20 protein-coding genes and 1 other annotated feature are annotated in these 17398 nt (G+C 41.6%); of the genes, 1 reads left to right on the top strand and 19 read right to left on the bottom strand.

The genetic code is table 11. The annotated features are described in order from the left end of the window. Positions 1-9: 9 nt before the first annotated feature. The 11 genes from HF881_RS00100 to HF881_RS00050 form a co-directional block, all read right to left on the bottom strand. Positions 10-810: a dihydroorotate dehydrogenase electron transfer subunit gene (locus tag HF881_RS00100; protein WP_169445956.1), complete on the bottom strand. Its 801-nt coding sequence runs from the start codon at positions 808-810 to the stop codon at positions 10-12. 246 nt (positions 811-1056) lie between these two features. Next, positions 1057-1437, bottom strand: coding sequence for a VOC family protein (locus HF881_RS00095; RefSeq protein ID WP_169445955.1), 381 nt, complete (start codon positions 1435-1437; stop codon positions 1057-1059). Positions 1438-1495: 58 nt separating this feature from the next. Beyond that, complete coding sequence (rplT, locus tag HF881_RS00090) at positions 1496-1855, bottom strand: 50S ribosomal protein L20 (RefSeq protein WP_169445954.1); 360 nt, start codon at positions 1853-1855, stop codon at positions 1496-1498. A gap of 51 nt (positions 1856-1906) precedes the next feature. Beyond that, positions 1907-2107 (bottom strand): 50S ribosomal protein L35, encoded by a 201-nt coding sequence (gene rpmI / locus HF881_RS00085; protein WP_001125942.1) that lies wholly within the window; start codon positions 2105-2107, stop codon positions 1907-1909. Between the two features lie 32 nt (positions 2108-2139). Next, the gene (gene infC / locus HF881_RS00080) at positions 2140-2670 is read right to left on the bottom strand and encodes a translation initiation factor IF-3 (protein ID WP_007521573.1); all 531 of its coding nucleotides are present in this window, start codon (positions 2668-2670) and stop codon (positions 2140-2142) included. Between the two features lie 15 nt (positions 2671-2685). After that, positions 2686-2817, bottom strand: a sequence feature (ribosomal protein L20 leader region). 157 nt (positions 2818-2974) lie between these two features. After that, the gene (locus HF881_RS00075; RefSeq protein ID WP_169445953.1) at positions 2975-4159 is read right to left on the bottom strand and encodes a hypothetical protein; all 1185 of its coding nucleotides are present in this window, start codon (positions 4157-4159) and stop codon (positions 2975-2977) included. Beyond that, on the bottom strand, positions 4156-4749 hold the full coding sequence (locus HF881_RS00070) for an ABC transporter ATP-binding protein (protein WP_169445952.1): 594 nt from the start codon (positions 4747-4749) through the stop codon (positions 4156-4158). The genes HF881_RS00075 and HF881_RS00070 overlap by 4 nt, the downstream gene beginning before the upstream one ends. A 405-nt stretch (positions 4750-5154) precedes the next feature. Continuing rightward, the gene (locus HF881_RS00065; RefSeq protein ID WP_169445951.1) at positions 5155-7395 is read right to left on the bottom strand and encodes a DNA internalization-related competence protein ComEC/Rec2; all 2241 of its coding nucleotides are present in this window, start codon (positions 7393-7395) and stop codon (positions 5155-5157) included. Then, complete coding sequence (locus HF881_RS00060) at positions 7379-8029, bottom strand: helix-hairpin-helix domain-containing protein (protein WP_169445950.1); 651 nt, start codon at positions 8027-8029, stop codon at positions 7379-7381. The genes HF881_RS00065 and HF881_RS00060 overlap by 17 nt, the downstream gene beginning before the upstream one ends. 68 nt (positions 8030-8097) lie before the next feature. Then, entirely contained in the window at positions 8098-8667 is a 570-nt protein-coding gene (locus HF881_RS00055) for a GNAT family N-acetyltransferase (protein WP_169445949.1), read from the bottom strand. Between the two features lie 106 nt (positions 8668-8773). Further along, positions 8774-9394, bottom strand: coding sequence for a hypothetical protein (locus HF881_RS00050; RefSeq protein ID WP_169445948.1), 621 nt, complete (start codon positions 9392-9394; stop codon positions 8774-8776). A gap of 182 nt (positions 9395-9576) precedes the next feature. Between HF881_RS00050 and ald the strand changes: the two genes are divergently transcribed. Further along, positions 9577-10689: an alanine dehydrogenase gene (gene ald, locus HF881_RS00045; protein WP_125399160.1), complete on the top strand. Its 1113-nt coding sequence runs from the start codon at positions 9577-9579 to the stop codon at positions 10687-10689. 57 nt (positions 10690-10746) lie between these two features. Here ald and HF881_RS00040 read toward each other — a convergent pair whose 3' ends face one another. The 8 genes from HF881_RS00040 to HF881_RS00005 form a co-directional block, all read right to left on the bottom strand. Beyond that, positions 10747-11733, bottom strand: a complete 987-nt coding sequence (locus HF881_RS00040; RefSeq protein ID WP_169445947.1) for a PhoH family protein — start codon at positions 11731-11733, stop codon at positions 10747-10749. Between the two features lie 80 nt (positions 11734-11813). After that, entirely contained in the window at positions 11814-12029 is a 216-nt protein-coding gene (locus HF881_RS00035; protein ID WP_001232088.1) for a YozE family protein, read from the bottom strand. Then, the gene (locus HF881_RS00030; RefSeq protein ID WP_169445946.1) at positions 12026-12631 is read right to left on the bottom strand and encodes a GrpB family protein; all 606 of its coding nucleotides are present in this window, start codon (positions 12629-12631) and stop codon (positions 12026-12028) included. The genes HF881_RS00035 and HF881_RS00030 overlap by 4 nt, the downstream gene beginning before the upstream one ends. A gap of 11 nt (positions 12632-12642) precedes the next feature. After that, positions 12643-13497 carry an RNA-binding virulence regulatory protein CvfB gene (gene cvfB / locus HF881_RS00025; protein WP_049488665.1) on the bottom strand — a complete coding sequence of 285 codons (855 nt, stop codon included), beginning with the start codon at positions 13495-13497 and terminating at the stop codon, positions 12643-12645. Positions 13498-13556: 59 nt separating this feature from the next. After that, on the bottom strand, positions 13557-14114 hold the full coding sequence (gene frr, locus HF881_RS00020; protein WP_001262234.1) for a ribosome recycling factor: 558 nt from the start codon (positions 14112-14114) through the stop codon (positions 13557-13559). Between the two features lie 7 nt (positions 14115-14121). Next, positions 14122-14859 carry a UMP kinase gene (pyrH, locus tag HF881_RS00015; protein ID WP_000002991.1) on the bottom strand — a complete coding sequence of 246 codons (738 nt, stop codon included), beginning with the start codon at positions 14857-14859 and terminating at the stop codon, positions 14122-14124. A gap of 82 nt (positions 14860-14941) precedes the next feature. After that, positions 14942-16276: a methylenetetrahydrofolate--tRNA-(uracil(54)-C(5))-methyltransferase (FADH(2)-oxidizing) TrmFO gene (gene trmFO / locus HF881_RS00010; RefSeq protein WP_169445945.1), complete on the bottom strand. Its 1335-nt coding sequence runs from the start codon at positions 16274-16276 to the stop codon at positions 14942-14944. A 252-nt stretch (positions 16277-16528) separates the two neighbouring features. Next, on the bottom strand, positions 16529-17398 hold an 870-nt coding region (locus tag HF881_RS00005), incomplete at its 5' end, for an LPXTG cell wall anchor domain-containing protein (RefSeq protein WP_240956770.1).

Below are 17398 nucleotides of genomic sequence, written 5' to 3'. Positions count from 1 at the left end.
ACTTTCTCCTTACAATACAACTGTTCCCGTACGGAAAACAGGACCATCTTCACAGACGCGTTGACTGACCGTCTCACTATCTGGCACTTTTAGAACGCAGGCATAGCAAGCCCCCATCCCACAAGCCATACGAGATTCCAGAGATAGGTAGGCTCTTGGGTGGTCATAAAACCTTTGATTGATATATTTCATCATTCCAGGAGCCCCACATGAGTAAACAGCATCAAATTGACTGTCTAAGTCATTGATGACGACTGATACATTTCCCTTAATACCATACGAACCATCATCTGTCGTAACAAAAACCTGACCATATTGGGTCAATTCTGTTTCGAGAATAACAGCATCCTTGTTAGCAAAACCGAGGACTATTACTACTTTCACCCCACGCGCATGCAATTCCTTGGCTACCTCAAGTAAGGGTGGAACACCAATTCCTCCTCCAACGAGGAGAACTTGACTCTGATTGTCTAAATCAGACAAGTCAAAACCATTTCCCTGAGGTCCCATCACATCAAGAGTATCACCCTGACTTAATGTTGAAAAAATGGCGGTCCCAGCACCCTCAATCCGATAAATAAGATGACACTGCTTGTTTGCCTTGTCAATAGACGAAATTGAAATAGGACGGCGCAAGAGATGGGCATCATCAGGCACACGCAAATGAAGAAATTGCCCTGCTCGCATGGCTTCAACCATTTCTCCTTCTAGGACTAATTCAAAGATTGCTGGCGCAATTTCCTCTTGTGCGATCACCTTCATGGTTTCCAAACGAATCGCACCCATACGCTTTTTACATGTGGGATTCATGACTTTTCCTCCTTAAATTTAAGGGGACCAGATAAAGAAAAGACCTTGCTAATGCAAGGCCTCAGTCAGGTTAGGCTAGAACTCATGCGCACACTTAAAAAGTCCCCACAGAGAGTCCCCTATCCCTTCTATCTGACACCTTGTGAGTCTCTCTGGACTCCCCTTAAAGGTTAAATTTGTATTAGTATACTCTTTCAAAGTAAAAAAGTCAAGTAGAAAACGAACATTCTACTTGACCTCACTGGATTATTTTTCACGAATGACTTCGACCTTGTAGCCATCAGGATCCTTGACAAAGTAATAGTTTGGTTTGGTTCCTGGTAGACCTTTTGGCTCTGTAACCTCATAGCCTTTGTTGCTATGTTCTTGATGAAGTGCCTCAAGGTCAGGTGTACTGAGGGCGATATGGGCAAAGCCATCACCTACCACATAAGGACCATGGTCATAGTTATAGGTCAATTCCAACTCGTAGTCGTCACCATCAAGTCCTAGATAGACAATAGTGAAGGCATAATCTGGAAAATCCTTGCGACGCAATTCTTTAAAACCAAAAGCATCTTGATAGAATGCGATTGATTTTTCAAGGTTTTCTACTCGCAAGCAAGTGTGTAGCATTTTTGAAGCCATAGCTTTCTCCTTTATTTCTAAAAAGACTGGGACAATCCTGTTCCAGTCTTAAAAGTAATTATTTACCAAGTTTTGCTTTAGCTGCATCTGCAAGAGCTGTGAAAGCTGCTGCATCGTTAACAGCTAAGTCAGCAAGCATTTTACGGTTAACTTCGATTTCAGCCAATTTCAAACCATGCATCAATTGTGAGTATGAAAGTCCGTTCAAACGAGCTGCCGCATTGATACGAGTGATCCACAATTTACGGAAGTCACGTTTTTTCTGACGACGGTCACGGTATGCATAGTAGTAAGAGTTCATTACTTGTTCTTTTGCAGTACGGAACAAGATGTGTTTAGCTCCATAGTAACCATTTGCTAGTTTAAGAATACGTTTACGACGTTTGCGTGATACAACGCCACCTTTAACACGTGCCATGTTTTATTTCCTCCAAATATTTCCTAGAATTGTTTACTTACTATTAGGCTATTATTTCAAGCGAGTAAGCATTGCTTTGATACGTTTGAAATCTCCTGAATGCACCATAGATGCTTTACGAAGATGACGACGTTGTTTCTTAGTTTTTCCGTGGAAACGGTGAGAAGTGTAAGCACGGAAACGTTTAAGTCCACCAGAACCTGTACGTTTGAAACGTTTAGCTGATGCGCGGTGTGTTTTTTGTTTTGGCATGATTTTTTCTCCTTTATTTAACTTTCTGACAATTATTTTTTGTCAGTTGCTGGCGCCAACTGCATGAACATTTGGCGTCCATCCATCTTAGCACGTTGTTCGATGATTGCAATATCTTGTGTTGCTTCAGCAAACTCGGCTAAAACTTTTGCACCAATCTCTTTATGGGTGATCATACGCCCTTTAAAGCGAATGGATACCTTAACTTTGTTCCCTTTTTCAAGGAACTTGCGAGCATTGCGAAGTTTCGTTTCGAAATCACCCTTATCGATAACTGGGCTCAAACGAACTTCTTTCACGGTCACAACGCTTTGTTTTTTGCGTTGCTCTTTTTGTTTCTTCTGGTACTCAAATTTGAACTTACCGTAGTCCATAATTTTAGCAACAGGTGGTTTTGCTTGGGGTTGAATCAATACCAAGTCAACATTTGCACTATCAGCCAATGCTTGCGCTTCGCTGAGTGGCTTAATGCCTAGCTGTTCTCCCTCAAGACCGATCAAGCGAACTTCACGTACACGAATTTCATCATTGATGAATAAGTCTTGCTTTGCTATGGTTTTCACCTCTTTTTTATTATTAGAGAAAAACAAGAGCGGGCTCGTAATGATACAAGCCCGCACGTTATGATAGCGTTTCTTAGAAACTTTTCATCCGTAGGGCCAGGCAACTTGATGTCACAAGGCGAGAAGCTCTCACTTCTGCTTTTCTCAACTTTTATATGATACCAAGTTTTCTAGCCCTTGTCAAGATAAAAAGTCATTTTTTCGAAAAACTTTCTGTTTTCTTCTTGATGTCGGCATCAAAAAGAGAGAACCTAGTTGGTTCCCTCTCTGTGTTAGTTCTTCCCTCACCTTCCGTATAGGAATGCTAAGACCTATTAAAAACTTCCTTTTTACGTGAACTGCCCCATCTTTCGATAAATAGAATCCCCACTAACAAAAGGATAATCAGGCAAGGAAGTAAGACCAGCCCCATGCTCCAATTTAGATCTACATTATCAATCTGCTTAGGTAATCTTCCAGATAAAATCTCTACTGAACGCAAGTAAGTAAAGGGAAGTAGATGTGCAATACTCTGAAGAGGCTGGATCGTTTGGATACCAAACAACAAGCCAACAATCCCAATGAGTGAAAGAAAGAGGACCGGCATTTTCTGCTTGAAAAAGTAAGCAATCAAGTAGACGACTTCCACAATGACGATAAAGGCTAAGAAAGCTAAGAGCAAGCTAGGAAATAACACATCTTGTATCTTCCCAATAGTTACCTCTTGATTGGTTAAGCTATAGAATGGGTAGGGATAATCCAACTGTCCAAAACCACTTATCAGACTTCCCACTAGAAAAGAAAATCCACAGATTCCGATAAACAGCACGGTTACATAACTCACCCCAACTCCAAGAGAGGACAGGGCAAATGTCACTTTTGAAAAAGGATATAACTGAGCTGTGTCTAGATGATTTTGATATCTTTCTGCAAACAGTTGTGTTAGCATAAAAATAATACCAATCACAAACAAGCTTGGGATGATAGCCTCTAAAATCCAGAGAATCTGATCAATCCCGTGGGTCGGATAGTCTAAATTGTGGGCTTTTATGTTCAAGGGATACAGGGCTTGATAAATCTTTCGTTGGCGGTCAACCGCCATTTTTAAGTCAGAGCTAGAAGTCGATTCCTTCGATACAATTTCATAACTCTTTTCCTCATCTTGCCACTGCAAATAGTAGGCTTCTTTCCAGCGCCCTTCTTTTAATAAAGTCAGAATTTCTTTCTTTCTCATCAAAAGATTCTTTTGCAAGTCTAAATTTTCTTTAGCAAACTGATATTCCTCCGAGCTGGTGTCAGACATTTGGGAGAGTTTCTCTTCATTTTCATTGATAGCTCTCTCGTTAGCTGCAATACGACTTTCCAACCTGCTCTCCAAGCTGTGTGAGTTTGCAGTCTGACTATGTAAATAAAAGGTAACACCGAGTACAGATGCAAATAAAAGTAAGATAATCCAGTTTAAACGACTTTTGAAAACTTTTTTTAACAAAAATAGGCTAATATCTTTCATAACGGAACCTCTTCTATCTGCCCCTGATGAATGGTTACCATGCTATCGCAAATCTCCATTAACTCCTCTTTGTAGTGGGAACTCAAAAGAACCAGCTGTTCTTTTCTATCGATTTGTGCCAGCCTATCAAAAAACTTCTGTCGATAATACTCATCTAAGCCATTTGTTATCTCATCCATGAGCCAGCATTTCGCCTGACTGAGGAAATACATAGCAATCACCAAGCGTTGCTTCATGCCTAAGGAATACTTGCGGATGGGAAGGTTGATATAGTCAGACATTTCCCAATAGGCGATTTCGTCCCCCAAGTTTAGGTCTGACTTCCAGATATTTTTTATGAGACGAAGGTAGTCCATCCCACTTAAGTTTCCATCCAGCCATTCAGCGCTCTCATAATAAAACAAAGAAGGAGGGGCTGCGATATGTCCACTACTAAGGGGAAGCAGCTTGCTAATAGCTCGGAACAGTGTCGTCTTTCCCGAGCCATTGATAGCAAGAAGGCCATAAATCCTACCCTTTTTAAAGGTGAAATCCGCATCTTGCAAGATGACTTGTCGCGTTTTTAAGGTAACATGAGTAAGAGTTAACATAGCCAGCCCTCCTTTTTCTCACTCTTTAAGGATTAATAACCTCCGCTGTAGTAGTTTATGACCTCATAGCGAACATAATATCAATCGGACCAACTTTTTAGTCATTATAGAGTAATAAGCAGACCATCTTGGAATGTTTACATATTTACGTCCGTGGTAATTCATACTAAACTTCCAAGCGGTATTCCAATCATACCAATAAGTTTTAAGAACACTCACAGCAGATACACTGGACTGAAAAAGACCAACAAATAACAAACTAGCTAATAAAGCAACTTTTGCTGATTTCTCATGTTTTCATTGCATTTATATCTTTACTATTGGAAACACTTTCATTATATCGTTTTTCTCGGTATTATGCAACAGATTTTCAGTTTATTTCACTAATATATGACATTTTTCTTCCTAACGAACGCTTTCAATTCGCCAACTATTCCATCCTTTAAAGCGAATAGCTCCTTGCTGGTCAGTTCGGTAAATCTTACTCTTGATGGTCTCTAGTCGAGTCAAGGTTTCCTGATGGGGGAGTTTCGTTCTATTGTTTTTTCCAACTGAAATGAGAGTAATTTCTGGTTTGAGTTTTTCTAGGAAAGCTGGATTGGATGAGGTTTTAGCACCATGTTGGCCAGCTTTCAAGACATCCACCTCTAAGTCAGGATATTGCTTTAAAAGATCCTTCTCTCCCTTCTCTTTCAAGTTTCCACTGAAGAGAAAGTGCTTATCCAAGAGTTTCCCATAAAGAAGGAGGGAATCACTATGACTTCCATCTCCAATCTGCCTTGGAGATAGGACTTCTAAGTAACTGCCAAAAATCGGGAAATTCTCCCCAGCTGTCACACTACGTACCTTGGTTTGGCTTGCTTCTAGTTCTGCTACAAATTCTTTCTGTGTCAGACTTCCTCTTGATACTAAAATCTCCCCAACATGGAAAGCCTTGGTCACCTCCAGCAAATCACCAACATGTTCCTTGTCTGTGTTGGTCAAAATAAGCTGGTCAATCTTGGCTACCCCACGACTTTTTAGATAGGGAATCACGGTTCGCTGGGCATTGCTGGTCGTCGCCTTTTCCTGCCAAGCCTCGATTTTCTTAGTATACTCTGCCTTACCACCTACATCTATGAGAATGGTTTTACCAGTTACATCCCGTAGGAAAATACTTTCTCCTTGCCCGACATCCAGCATGGTAATTTCATTTTCCAGTGGATGCTTGATCAGGAAAAAGAGCCCCACGATAAAGAGACTTAATCCTGCTACCCTCTTGATGTTTTTCCTAAAATCATACAGTAAGGCTAATAAAATTAAAAGTAAAATCAAAAGCCATGCATTGGGTTGTCCAAAGACCAGAGGCCTGCTTGCCAGCTGCGATACCAAGCGAATGATATTCTCCAACCACTCAAAGACAAAGTTAAACTGAGTGACTGGGTAAACAAAAGACAGAATGAATAAGATGGACAAAAGCGGTAAGAATACCAAGTCAAACAGAAAAGAAAAGACAAAGGTCAAAAGGATAGACCAAGGCTGAAATTCTGCAAAATAGAAGGATAGAGTGGGCAATATTCCCAAGGAAATGACTAGACTTTCTCTGGCAACAGCCTTGAGTCCCTCCCCTTCTTTGCTGGTCATGGTCAAGATAAAAGCATAAGCGCAGGACAAGACCCCTCCTGCAGTTAGGAAAAAGTTGGGCATGATGATAAAGAGGACAAGGACTGTTAAGGCAAAATTGTCCAAGCCCTTAACACCATGTTGAGCCAGTAACTTTTGCAAGAGACTGCGAATGACTGAGGCTGAAAATCCTGTCAGACCTGCATAGATAAGGGAAAAGGGATAGGTCAGCCACTTCAACTTTTCTTGAGTCAAGCCCAATCGCAAGAGGAGTTTCTTAAAGGCATCCATAAAGAATCCCACCTGCATACCTGACAAGGCAAAGAGGTGGATAATTCCTAGACTGGAATAAAGTTCATTCATCTCCTCGAAGTCCGTATCCAAATGTCCTAAAAGAAGACCTGTCATATAGTTGCGCATAGGATCTGGAAAGTGCATCTTGATCCAAACTACTGCCTTTCGACGTAAACTAGACAGATTTTCTCCTATATCCCAACTGCTAACCTGTTTAAGTGACTGGATGCTCTTGATAGTCAGTGTCTGGTAAATTCCCTGAGTCTTCAGATAGGCTTGGTAGTCAAATCCACCAAAATTTCTCTGCCCTTCAGGCTCTGAAGGTTTTCCTTCTAGCTCTATCTCGTGAAGGTCTGTTAAGGCCTGAAAGAGCTCTTTCTCCTCCTCGGACTGGAGTTTATAGTAAACTTGGAAGGTACGGCCGTCAGCCTTGCCCCGAAAGGACAGACTATCTCCATTGACTTTGATAGTATCTGGTAAAATCCGTACCTTCTCAACAGAATCCACTAACTTTTGACTAGCTTGTGTCTGTTGCCAATTTTGAAACAAAAACCAAAAACCAAAAACTCCACAAATCGCTAGAACTCTACCGGCCGATTTCCAAGGAAATTGAAGAAAGAGACAGATGAGTAGAAAAACAAAGCCTAGTAAAGCAAGATAAGATGCAGAGAAAATGGCGTAGTAAAGCCAAAGTAACAGAAAAATCAAATAGATTAGGGGGATAGGGAAGTTCTTAATCCACTGTAACATAGTCTTTTAACTTTTCTATGGTCTTAGCGCCAATACCAGAGACTTTCTTTAATTCATCTACCGACTTGAATTTGCCATTCGCCTCACGATGGTCGATAATATCCTGTGCTCGTTTTCCTCCCAAGCCTTTGACCTGCTTGAGTTCTTCCAGACTAGCTTTATTGAGGTTGACCTTCTTTTCTTTACTTGTCGAAGGAGTCGTTCCAGAGGCAGCCTGCTGACTAGCTGCTTCTTCTCCCTTAGTTGGAACATAGACAAGAGCCTCGTCACTGATTTTCTGAGCGAGATTGAGCGACTTGCTATCTGCCTCATCTGTCAAGCCACCCGCCTTCTGAACGGCATCGTGAACTCGACTGCCAAGAGGCAAGTCATAAATCCCTGGCGATTTGACAGCACCTTTGACATCTACTGTGATTAGATCTTGTTCAGGAGACTCTTCCTTTTCTTCCTTCTTGACTTCCTTTTCAGACGATGAATCCTTTGAAACGGCCGCAACTTCAGCCTGCAAATTTGTTTCTTTCACAGGTGTTTGTGAAGTTGGCTTTAGCAGGAAAAATCCGCCTAAGGCTAAACCCAAGCCAGCACAGATGACAATGATTTTATATTCTTTGATTTTCTCGATAATTGCTTCCATATTTTCTCCTCTCTTAGATTATTCGTAAGAGGAAGAAAAAAACAGTCGAAAAATTTCTTTTCAACTGCTTATTTATTTGCAAAATAGTCTTCCTTGGTCAAGACATAATGAACTCTTGTGATAATTCGACCTGGTTCTTTGTTATCCATTCTGGCATAGGGTTCTTCGTGGGAAAAGCGCATACCTGATTTCTCCATGACCTTTCCTGATGCGGGATTATCCTTATCGTGAAGAGCGGTCAACTTGTTCATTCCAACCTTCTCAAAAGCCAGCTCAATCACGGCGCGATTGGCTTCTGTCGTCAATCCTTGATTCCAATACTTTTGGTTGATAATATAACCAATAGCTGCTTTTTTGAGAATGGGGTCAATCTTATGCAAGTCAATAGTTCCGATAAACTTGCCATTGCTTTTTAGTTCTATTCCCCAACGGCCCAAGGGATTAGCCAAGTAAAACTGAGCAATGTTATTCTTAGTTTCTTCTAAGCTTTGATTTGTTGGAAAAGTGTAGCGTGTATTTTCTCTGTCTGAAGCATACTCAAACATGGCTTCTGCATCGTCCAAGGTTACAGGTCTAAACAATAAATGCTCAGTCTCGACTATGGGATACTGTGCTAGTTTTAAAAAGATTGATTCCATATTATCTCCTTTCGTTTCAAAAGCGAATCCCTCTTAATCTCTAAGTTTTCAAATACAAGAGGCTCTGCTATATTTACAACATCTAAGGATTTTAGCTTATCTAGATTTATTTCGTTTTTCCAAATAAATCTTTAGTAATTAAGGACAATCCCCCAAAACCTATAAAACCTGTATTCCTATCGTCAAAGTAACCTTCACGGAATAAAACAATTCCACCACTACTAACCACATTCTCAATATACTCACTATTTTCAGCTATTATCTTTGAAAAACCTGACTGTAAAAAAGTTGTAACTTTAAGTCCCTCTGGCAACAATAATAAATGAGCTGTTAGTTTTGCTAGCAAGATTGAAACAATGTCTGAAACAGACTCTCTATCTAATATTTGAATTCCACCAAAAAATTTCACTTTATCATTCTTCGTGAGCATAATCTCTTCGGAATAAATTGCATTCCTAACCTCTAGCTGTTGCTTTTTTAGCAATTTCCATAGTTTATAATATTGGACTATTCTAGTATTATCATTAAAGCAATCATCCCCTAATACTAGGTATAGATTAAAATTATTTTTAGTTGAATAATCATATAATTGCGAAATCAAATACTCTAAATACTCTCCCCTTCTTCTATAATCACCAATTATCTCCCAACGTCTTACATGAATCTTTTGTACTGACATAAAGTTGAGGGAAGAAGTATCAGCATTGACTTCTGTATGGATTATCATAAAACTTTCTCCTACCCTAACTTATGTATTTTCCTACTAGCTTATCAAAAAAAGCTCATCAAAGCAAAAGTTTTTCTTGATTTTCGAAACAGTTTTATATAAAATAAAAACATCACGATAATCGGGTTTCTCTGTGATGTTTGATTTTAAAGGCCCGAATTTAGAAAATGGAGTAAACCTATATGTTAATCGGAATTCCAAAAGAAATTAAGAATAATGAAAACCGTGTCGCCCTCACACCTGCTGGTGTCCATAGTTTGATCACCCGTGGTCATCGCGTCCTCATCGAGACAAACGCTGGACTCGGTTCAGGATTTACTGATGCCGATTATCAAAAGCAAGGTGCTGAGATTGTCGCTACTGCTGACGAAGCCTGGGCAGCTGAGTTGGTCGTGAAAGTAAAAGAACCACTAGCTTCTGAATATGGGTACTTGCGCGACGACCTTCTCCTCTTCACCTACTTGCACATGGCCGCTGCTCCAGAATTAGCAGATGCTATGTTAGCAGCAAAAACAACAGGAATTGCCTATGAAACTGTCCGTGACAGCCAAGGACATCTGCCACTCCTCGTTCCTATGAGTGAGGTTGCTGGTCGTATGGCAGTTCAAATCGGAGCTCACTTCCTTACCAAACAAGCTGGCGGTTCTGGTGTTCTACTTGGTGGTGTACCGGGTGTTCCAAAAGGAAAAGTAACCATCATCGGTGGCGGTGTCGTCGGGACACATGCTGCCCGCATCGCCCTTGGACTTGGTGCTCAAGTAACTATTTTAGATATCAGTGCTAAACGACTCTCAGTCTTAGAGGAAGTCTTCGGAAACCAAATCCAAACTCTTATGTCCAATTCATTCAATATCGAAGCAAGTGTGAAAGATGCTGATGTGGTGATTGGTGCAGTTCTCATCCCTGGTGCCAAGGCACCAAAACTGGTGACAGATGAGATGGTCAAACAAATGCGTCCAGGATCTGTCATCGTTGACGTTGCCGTTGACCAAGGTGGTGTTATCGCAACAGCAGATCGTGTGACAACGCATGATGAACCCGTCTATGAAAAACATGGGGTGCTCCACTATGCTGTCGCCAACATCCCTGGTGCCGTAGCTCGTACTTCTACCATCGCCCTGACCAATGTCACCCTTCCTTACATCGAAGCCTTAGCAGGAAAAGGTTTTAAGAAGGCAATCACTGAAGATCAAGGCTTACGTGAAGGAGTTACAACTTATCAAGGTTACTTGACTAGCCTCCCAGTTGCCCAAGGCCTCGATAAAGATCACACATCTATCGACGAACTTGTTTAAAGCTAGACACTCATAAAAAAGCAAAAAGAGTAGTTCACATCTGAACTGCTTTTTTTGCTATTCTGTTTCTTGGTTCTTCTCTTCATTTTTAACTGGAGCTGGTTCATAGGCTCGGATAATTTGAGCGACAACTGGATGGCGAACCACATCCTTAGCTGAAAAATGAACAAAGTCAATTTGATGAATGTTCTTGAGCTTTTCCTGAGCATCAATCAAACCTGACTTGACGTTACGTGGTAGGTCAATCTGACTAATATCTCCATTGACAATCATTTTAGAATTAAAGCCTAAACGCGTCAGAAACATCTTCATCTGCATGATGGTCGTATTTTGCGCCTCATCGAGAATGACAAAGGCATCATCCAAGGTCCGACCACGCATGTAGGCAAGGGGAGCTATTTCGATAATTTCACGCTCCATGAGACGAGTCGTCTGGTCTTTCCCCAAAATCTGATACAAGGCATCATAAACCGGTCGAAGGTAAGGATCGACCTTCTCTTTGAGATCACCTGGAAGAAATCCTAGACTCTCACCCGCTTCCACTGCTGGACGAGTCAGGATAATCCGCTTGACTTGTCCACGTTTAAGGGCAGTCACTGCCAAAGTCACTGCAAGAAAGGTCTTCCCTGTCCCTGCAGGCCCAATTCCAAAGGTCACATCATGCTGTTTAACACTGTCCACATAAAGCTTTTGACCCAAGGTTTTGACACGGATAGGTTTCCCAGTATTATCCTTGATGATTTCTTCTTCGTAAAGGGCGACAAACTTGTCGATTTCATCGTTTTTGACCATGCTAATCGCAGTCACCACATCTGGCGTGCCAACGGTCATCCCCCGATTCACCAAGACCATCAAAGCCTGGATAACCTGACGGGCTTCCTCACAGGCAGTCTCTTCTCCCAAAACCTGGACAATCTCCGTACGGGCATGAATCACCACATCGAGCTCTTCTTCCATCAAACGAAGATGGCGCTCATTGGATCCAAAAAGATGAAACAAGTCATCCGGATGACTCAGTTGAATGTCTATTGAATGTTCCTTCAAATAAAGAACCTCTCTAATCCGTTTATTTCTTTTTATTATAGCAAAGAGAACAATAAAATACTAGCCTCATCTCATTGTCTCTAGTGTTCTAAGTATTCTTGCCAGATGGCGTCAAAGTCTCCTAGGTTGAAAGAGAAACTGGCATGCTCCTCCAAGAAGCGACTCACCTCATCAAAATTATCTGTGTGTTTTGGAAAAGCCGACTCTTCAAAAGCGAGGTCTGCTAGGATGGCTTTAGGGCTATTACTTTTAGGATTGCGCTCAGTCATGAGCCAAGTGTAAAATGATTTTCTCAATTCTTTCTCCTATCAAGAGTTTTTTGATGACACTTTTCTGATTCTTGAAAATTCTTGGACTTAGCCTCTGATACGTAGTGTTTTATAAAATCTGTTTTCGCATCTGTATAGGCATCTCGATTGTGTTCAAATTTTTTCCACAAATCCAGTTTTAATTCCTGATACGCTTGGGCGATATCTGGATGCTGGCAGAGATAATCTCTAAAAAAAATCTCGTCATGATCTCCCATCAGTCGCAAATGTAGATGAAAAACTTTTTCGGCAAAGCCCTGCTCTGTGTAGCCTTTATTTAGCGAAATCCTGCTAGGACTCTCCGACATCACTAGCCAATCATCCTTCACCAATAGATCCCTGACCTTTGCTAAATCCTCTATTTTGCCTACTTCTAATAGAATATCAACGATGTTCTTGGCCCAAATATTAGGGATAGCAGTGCTACCGATATGTTCTATTCTTTTAATGACATTTTCACCCAGTATTTTTTTCAGATTTGCTTTTTCCGATTCATACCAGTCTTTCCACTCTGATTTATGCTCTACCAGAAAAATAGGAAAAAGTTGCCAGAGTTCCTCTAAACTCATTTCTTCAAGTTTCTTTATCATACTTAGAAAGCCTAAATCAACTCTGTACCAAACTGGTCTTGCTTGATTTTGCCAGCTTTCATCAAGCCTCCGAGTGCTTTCTTGAACTGACCTTTAGAAATGCCAAAGGTTGCCTTGATGTCCTCAGGGGATGACTTATCATTCAAGGTCATAAAACCGCCATTGCTTTCCAAGTAGGTCAAAATCATCTGGGCATCATTTTCCAACATCTCAAAAGAACGCGGTTTGAGGGAAAGATTCAACGTACGGTCTACTTCACGGAAACCAATGACACGCGCATCTAGAACTTGTCCCAAACGTGGCTCTGCGTAGCGCTCACTTGGGTGAATAAAACCAAGCATGTTATTCTCTGGCAGATAGACAAAGGTCCCTGACAGTTTGAGACGATAAACAATAGCTGGCCAGTTTTGGTTCTGCATGTTGTTATAGGCAGGACGAGCCAGACGTTGGAAATCTTCTTGATAGGCCAAGAGTCCCCAGATACGGTCTTTCTTGTCCACTTCAAGACGGATGTAGAGTTGATCCCCCTTCTTAGGCCAGAGTTCTTTGAGCTCAGGAAGGATATCGAGTGACACGACGATTTCCTTGTCAGGCAAGCCTGTATCCACAAAGACACCCAAGTCCTTACGAACTTCTGTTACAGTTCCCCAACCAAATTGGTCCTGAGTTGCAGTCACTTCTAAGGTTGTCAGACGGAGTTTTTGCTTCATATCCGTGTAGGCAAAACCTTTGACCGTATCCCCTACTGTATGTTGCCCTTCTTCCTTGGCAAGTGCATAGGTTTGACCATCCTTTTGCACAAAGTAAAAACGGTCATTTTCATCGATGATGAGTCCAACGATAAAACTTGCAAGATTTGTATTCATATTTCCTTCTTTCGAATAAAACTCAGCCAGCAATGCCAACTGAGTTTTTCTGTTTATTTTTAGACTTCCAAAAGTTCTTTTTCTTTATTGGCAGTCATATCGTCAATGTGTTTGACAGCATCGTCTGTTACTTTTTGAATATCTTTTTCAAGAGTCTTCAATTCGTCTTCAGTGATTTCTTTTGCTTTTTCTTGTTTCTTAGCTTCGTCCATAGCATCACGACGGATGTTACGAATAGCTACTTTAGCATTTTCACCGACCTTCTTCACTTCTTTAGCAAGGTCACGACGAGTCTCTTCAGTAAGAGCAGGGATAACCAAGCGGATCACAGAACCGTCATTAGCTGGTGTGATACCAAGGTCAGAAGCGTTCAAGGCACGTTCGATGTCTTTCAATGAAGACTTGTCAAATGGTGTTACCAACAAGACACGTGCTTCTGGGATGGTAATTGAAGCGATTTGGTTAAGAGGAGTTTCGACTCCATAGTATTCTACGTGGATACGGTCTAGCAAGCTTGCGTTGGCACGACCTGCACGGATACCACCAAATTCACGAGCAAGTGATTGGTGAGACTGGGTCATTCTCTCTTTAGCTTTTTCTACAATTGCGTTAGCCATAATTTTCTTATTCCTTTTCTTCGATATTGTTTGAAACTGTTGTTCCGATATTTTCACCAAATACGACACGTTTGATGTTGCCTGGTTGGTTCATGTTGAAGACGACCAAGTCAATGTCGTTGTCCATAGAGAGGGTTGAAGCTGTTGAGTCCATGATACGAAGACCTTTGTTGATAACATCACGGTGAGTCAATTCTTCAAACTTAACGGCTGTCTTGTCTTTCTTAGGATCGGCATTGTAAACACCATCTACGCCATTTTTAGCCATAAGGATGGCATCCGCTTCAATTTCAGCTGCACGAAGGGCCGCTGTTGTATCTGTTGAGAAGTAAGGTGAACCAATTCCGGCACCAAAGATAACGATACGGCCTTTTTCAAGATGACGAAGGGCACGTCCACGTACGTAAGGCTCTGCCACTTGTTGCATAGAAATAGCTGTTTGAACACGCGTATCGACACCAACTTGTTGCAATGAATCTGCCATTACAAGAGCATTCATAACAGTCCCAAGCATTCCTGTGTAATCTGCCTGAACGCGGTCCATTCCTGCTTCTGCAGCAGGTTCTCCACGCCAGAGATTTCCTCCACCAATAACAAGGGCAATTTCGATACCTAAGCTATGAACTTCTTGAATCTCTCTTGCGATTTTCTGAACTGTTTGGATATCAATCCCTACGCCACGTTCACCTGCAAGAGCCTCACCTGATAACTTGATTAAAATACGTTTATACTTGGGGTTAGCCATTTTTACTCTCCTTTTTTTATCCTACCTATTTTATCACAATTTCTAAGATTTTTATAGTATCGTGAGCAATTCTTTCAAAAAATTAGACCGTTAAAAATTCCTCTAAGTCGGTAAGGGCACGCTCTGCAATTTTTTCATAACGAGCTTTTTTATCACGGATACGCTCGCCTTCCAATTCCTTGATAATCCCGAAATTGACATTCATGGGTTGAAAGTGTTTGCTGTCAGCATGAGTGATGTAATGAGCCAGACTTCCAATCGCTGTAGTCTCTGGGAAAATAGCCTCACTTTCTCCCTTGAAGAGTCGAGCCGCGTTAATACCCGCAACCAAGCCTGAAGCTGCTGATTCGACATAGCCTTCCACACCCGTCATCTGACCAGCAAAGAAGAGATTTGGCTGTTTCTTAGAACGATAGGTCTGCTCAAGAAGATTTGGGGAATCCATGTAAGAATTTCTGTGCATGACACCATAACGGACGAACTCCGCATTTTCAAGACCTGGGATCATTTGGAAGACACGCTTTTGTTCTCCCCATTTAAGATGGGTCTGGAATCCAACGATATTGTAGAGACTACCAGCCGCATTGTCCTGACGGAGCTGGACAACTGCATAAGGTGTTTTGAATTCTCCATCACGAGGTCCTGTATAGTCGTCTGGATACTCAAGACCGACTGGCTTCATAGGACCATAAAGCATGGTTTTAATGCCACGCTTAGCCATGACTTCGATTGGCATACAACCTTCAAAGTACTTTTCTTTTTCAAAAGAATTGAGCGGTGCTTCTTCCGCATTGACCAAGGCTTCATGGAAATCCATAAATTCTTGCTTGGTCATGGGAGCGTTGAGATAGGCTGCTTCTCCCTTATCGTATCGAGACTTGAGATAGACCTTGCTCATATCAATGGTGTTGACATCGATGATAGGCGCTGCAGCATCATAGAAATAAAAACCGTCTCCGCCATTAAGAGCATGAATCTTCTCAGCTAGAGAGTCACTAGTCAAAGGACCAGTAGCGACAACCGTAATAACATCTGACGGCAATTCTGTAATTTCATCACGAACCACTTCAATCAAGGGATGGTTGGCTACTTTTTCGGTCACCATTTGGGAGAAACCGTCACGGTCCACTGCAAGGGCTCCACCAGCAGGAACTCGTGTTGCCTCAGCAGATTCCAAGATAACAGAACCCAAACGACGCATTTCTTCCTTGAGAAGCCCAACAGCATTTGTCAGAGCATCTCCACGCAAGGAATTGGAACAAACCAACTCAGCAAAATTGTCTGTTTTGTGCTGGGGCGTTAACTTGATGCCTCGCATTTCATAGAGTTTAACTGGAATACCATGCTCTGCGATTTGGTAGGCTGCTTCAGAACCAGCCAATCCCGCTCCGATAACATTGATATAAGATTGAGACATAAGACTTTTTTACCATTATGGGAGAAAAATCCGTTCTTCCTTTTTCAGGCTTTTAGTAACAGCCTCCCATAAACTTTCTATAAATAATCACTCCTACTAGTATAACAAAAAAGGTAGACAGAAAGAACTAAAAAGGCCTATAGATTAAAAATAAGTCCACAAATAAACCCCAGATAGCCTAAGGCTATCTGGGGTTCTTGTTTCAATCGCTAGAATGGGAACAAGCATTCCATTTTAGACAGTTCCTGAAACTTAATCCTCTAGGTCCATTTCAGAAGCTGCTGATTTCTTCTTCTTGGCAAGAAGAGAGGCAGTTGCCAAGGCAGCTACTCCTAATCCAAGACCAGCAAATTGGTTACTTGCAGTTCCTGTATTTGGAAGTTTTCTACCGTTTGAACGTCCTGGTCCAGCAGGTTGTTGTGCAGGAGCTTGTGAGTGGTTCAATGCACTTGAGATTGAAGCACTGTCAGACAAGCTAGCTGAGGTACTTGCGCTGTTGCTCATGCTTGCTGAAGTACTTGCTGAAGTTGAGGCATCGCCTGAACCATTGCTTGTACTTGTTGAACCTGAACCACTACCTGAGTTGTTGCTTGCACTGATTGAAGCTGAAGCTGATTGGCTTGCTGATACAGATGCTGAAGTGCTTTGACTTACAGATACTGATGCGCTAGCTGATTGACTAGCTGAGCCATTGCTTGTGCTTGTTGAACCTGAACCGCTACCTGAGTTGTTGCTTGCACTGATTGAGGCAGAAACGCAGTCACTCAAGCTTGTGCTTGTTGAGACTGACTCACTTGCGCTGATTGATGCTGAAGTACTATCGCTCAATGACACACTTACTGATTTGCTGAGTGAAACTGATTCACTTGCACTTACAGATTCAAGGTAGCTAGGAAGGTTAAACTCTGGCTTAGATTCGCTTGTTGGCTCACCCTTACTATAGCTGAATGAGTTAGATTGTTGTGACGCACTTGTACTCAAACTGCTTGAAACGCTATTGCTAAGTGATGTAGATGTACTTACGCTGTTACTCAAGCTTACTGAAGTACTTGTTGAAACTGAAGTACTACTTGAGTTGTTGCTTGCTGATTCAGATGCACTGATTGATGCAGATACGCTGTT

The sequence above is a fragment of the Streptococcus sp. WB01_FAA12 genome (assembly GCF_012843315.1).
In the GTDB taxonomy this organism is placed as follows: Bacteria; Bacillota; Bacilli; order Lactobacillales; family Streptococcaceae; genus Streptococcus.
The sequence above is the reverse complement of the archived record's forward strand: the minus strand, read 5'-3'. Positions and strand labels throughout refer to the sequence as shown.

Excerpts from the sequence above, each read along its gene's own strand:
- HF881_RS00100 (WP_169445956.1), bottom strand. The coding sequence starts at position 810 with ATGAATCCCACATGTAAAAAGCGTATGGGTGCGATTCGTTTGGAAACC.
- HF881_RS00095 (WP_169445955.1), bottom strand. The coding sequence starts at position 1,437 with ATGGCTTCAAAAATGCTACACACTTGCTTGCGAGTAGAAAACCTTGAA.
- rplT (WP_169445954.1), bottom strand. The coding sequence starts at position 1,855 with ATGGCACGTGTTAAAGGTGGCGTTGTATCACGCAAACGTCGTAAACGT.
- rpmI (WP_001125942.1), bottom strand. The coding sequence starts at position 2,107 with ATGCCAAAACAAAAAACACACCGCGCATCAGCTAAACGTTTCAAACGT.
- HF881_RS00075 (WP_169445953.1), bottom strand. The coding sequence starts at position 4,159 with ATGAAAGATATTAGCCTATTTTTGTTAAAAAAAGTTTTCAAAAGTCGT.
- HF881_RS00070 (WP_169445952.1), bottom strand. The coding sequence starts at position 4,749 with ATGTTAACTCTTACTCATGTTACCTTAAAAACGCGACAAGTCATCTTG.
- HF881_RS00065 (WP_169445951.1), bottom strand. The coding sequence starts at position 7,395 with ATGTTACAGTGGATTAAGAACTTCCCTATCCCCCTAATCTATTTGATT.
- HF881_RS00060 (WP_169445950.1), bottom strand. The coding sequence starts at position 8,029 with ATGGAAGCAATTATCGAGAAAATCAAAGAATATAAAATCATTGTCATC.
- HF881_RS00055 (WP_169445949.1), bottom strand. The coding sequence starts at position 8,667 with ATGGAATCAATCTTTTTAAAACTAGCACAGTATCCCATAGTCGAGACT.
- HF881_RS00050 (WP_169445948.1), bottom strand. The coding sequence starts at position 9,394 with ATGATAATCCATACAGAAGTCAATGCTGATACTTCTTCCCTCAACTTT.
- ald (WP_125399160.1), top strand. The coding sequence starts at position 9,577 with ATGTTAATCGGAATTCCAAAAGAAATTAAGAATAATGAAAACCGTGTC.
- HF881_RS00030 (WP_169445946.1), bottom strand. The coding sequence starts at position 12,631 with ATGATAAAGAAACTTGAAGAAATGAGTTTAGAGGAACTCTGGCAACTT.
- cvfB (WP_049488665.1), bottom strand. The coding sequence starts at position 13,497 with ATGAATACAAATCTTGCAAGTTTTATCGTTGGACTCATCATCGATGAA.
- frr (WP_001262234.1), bottom strand. The coding sequence starts at position 14,114 with ATGGCTAACGCAATTGTAGAAAAAGCTAAAGAGAGAATGACCCAGTCT.
- pyrH (WP_000002991.1), bottom strand. The coding sequence starts at position 14,859 with ATGGCTAACCCCAAGTATAAACGTATTTTAATCAAGTTATCAGGTGAG.
- trmFO (WP_169445945.1), bottom strand. The coding sequence starts at position 16,276 with ATGTCTCAATCTTATATCAATGTTATCGGAGCGGGATTGGCTGGTTCT.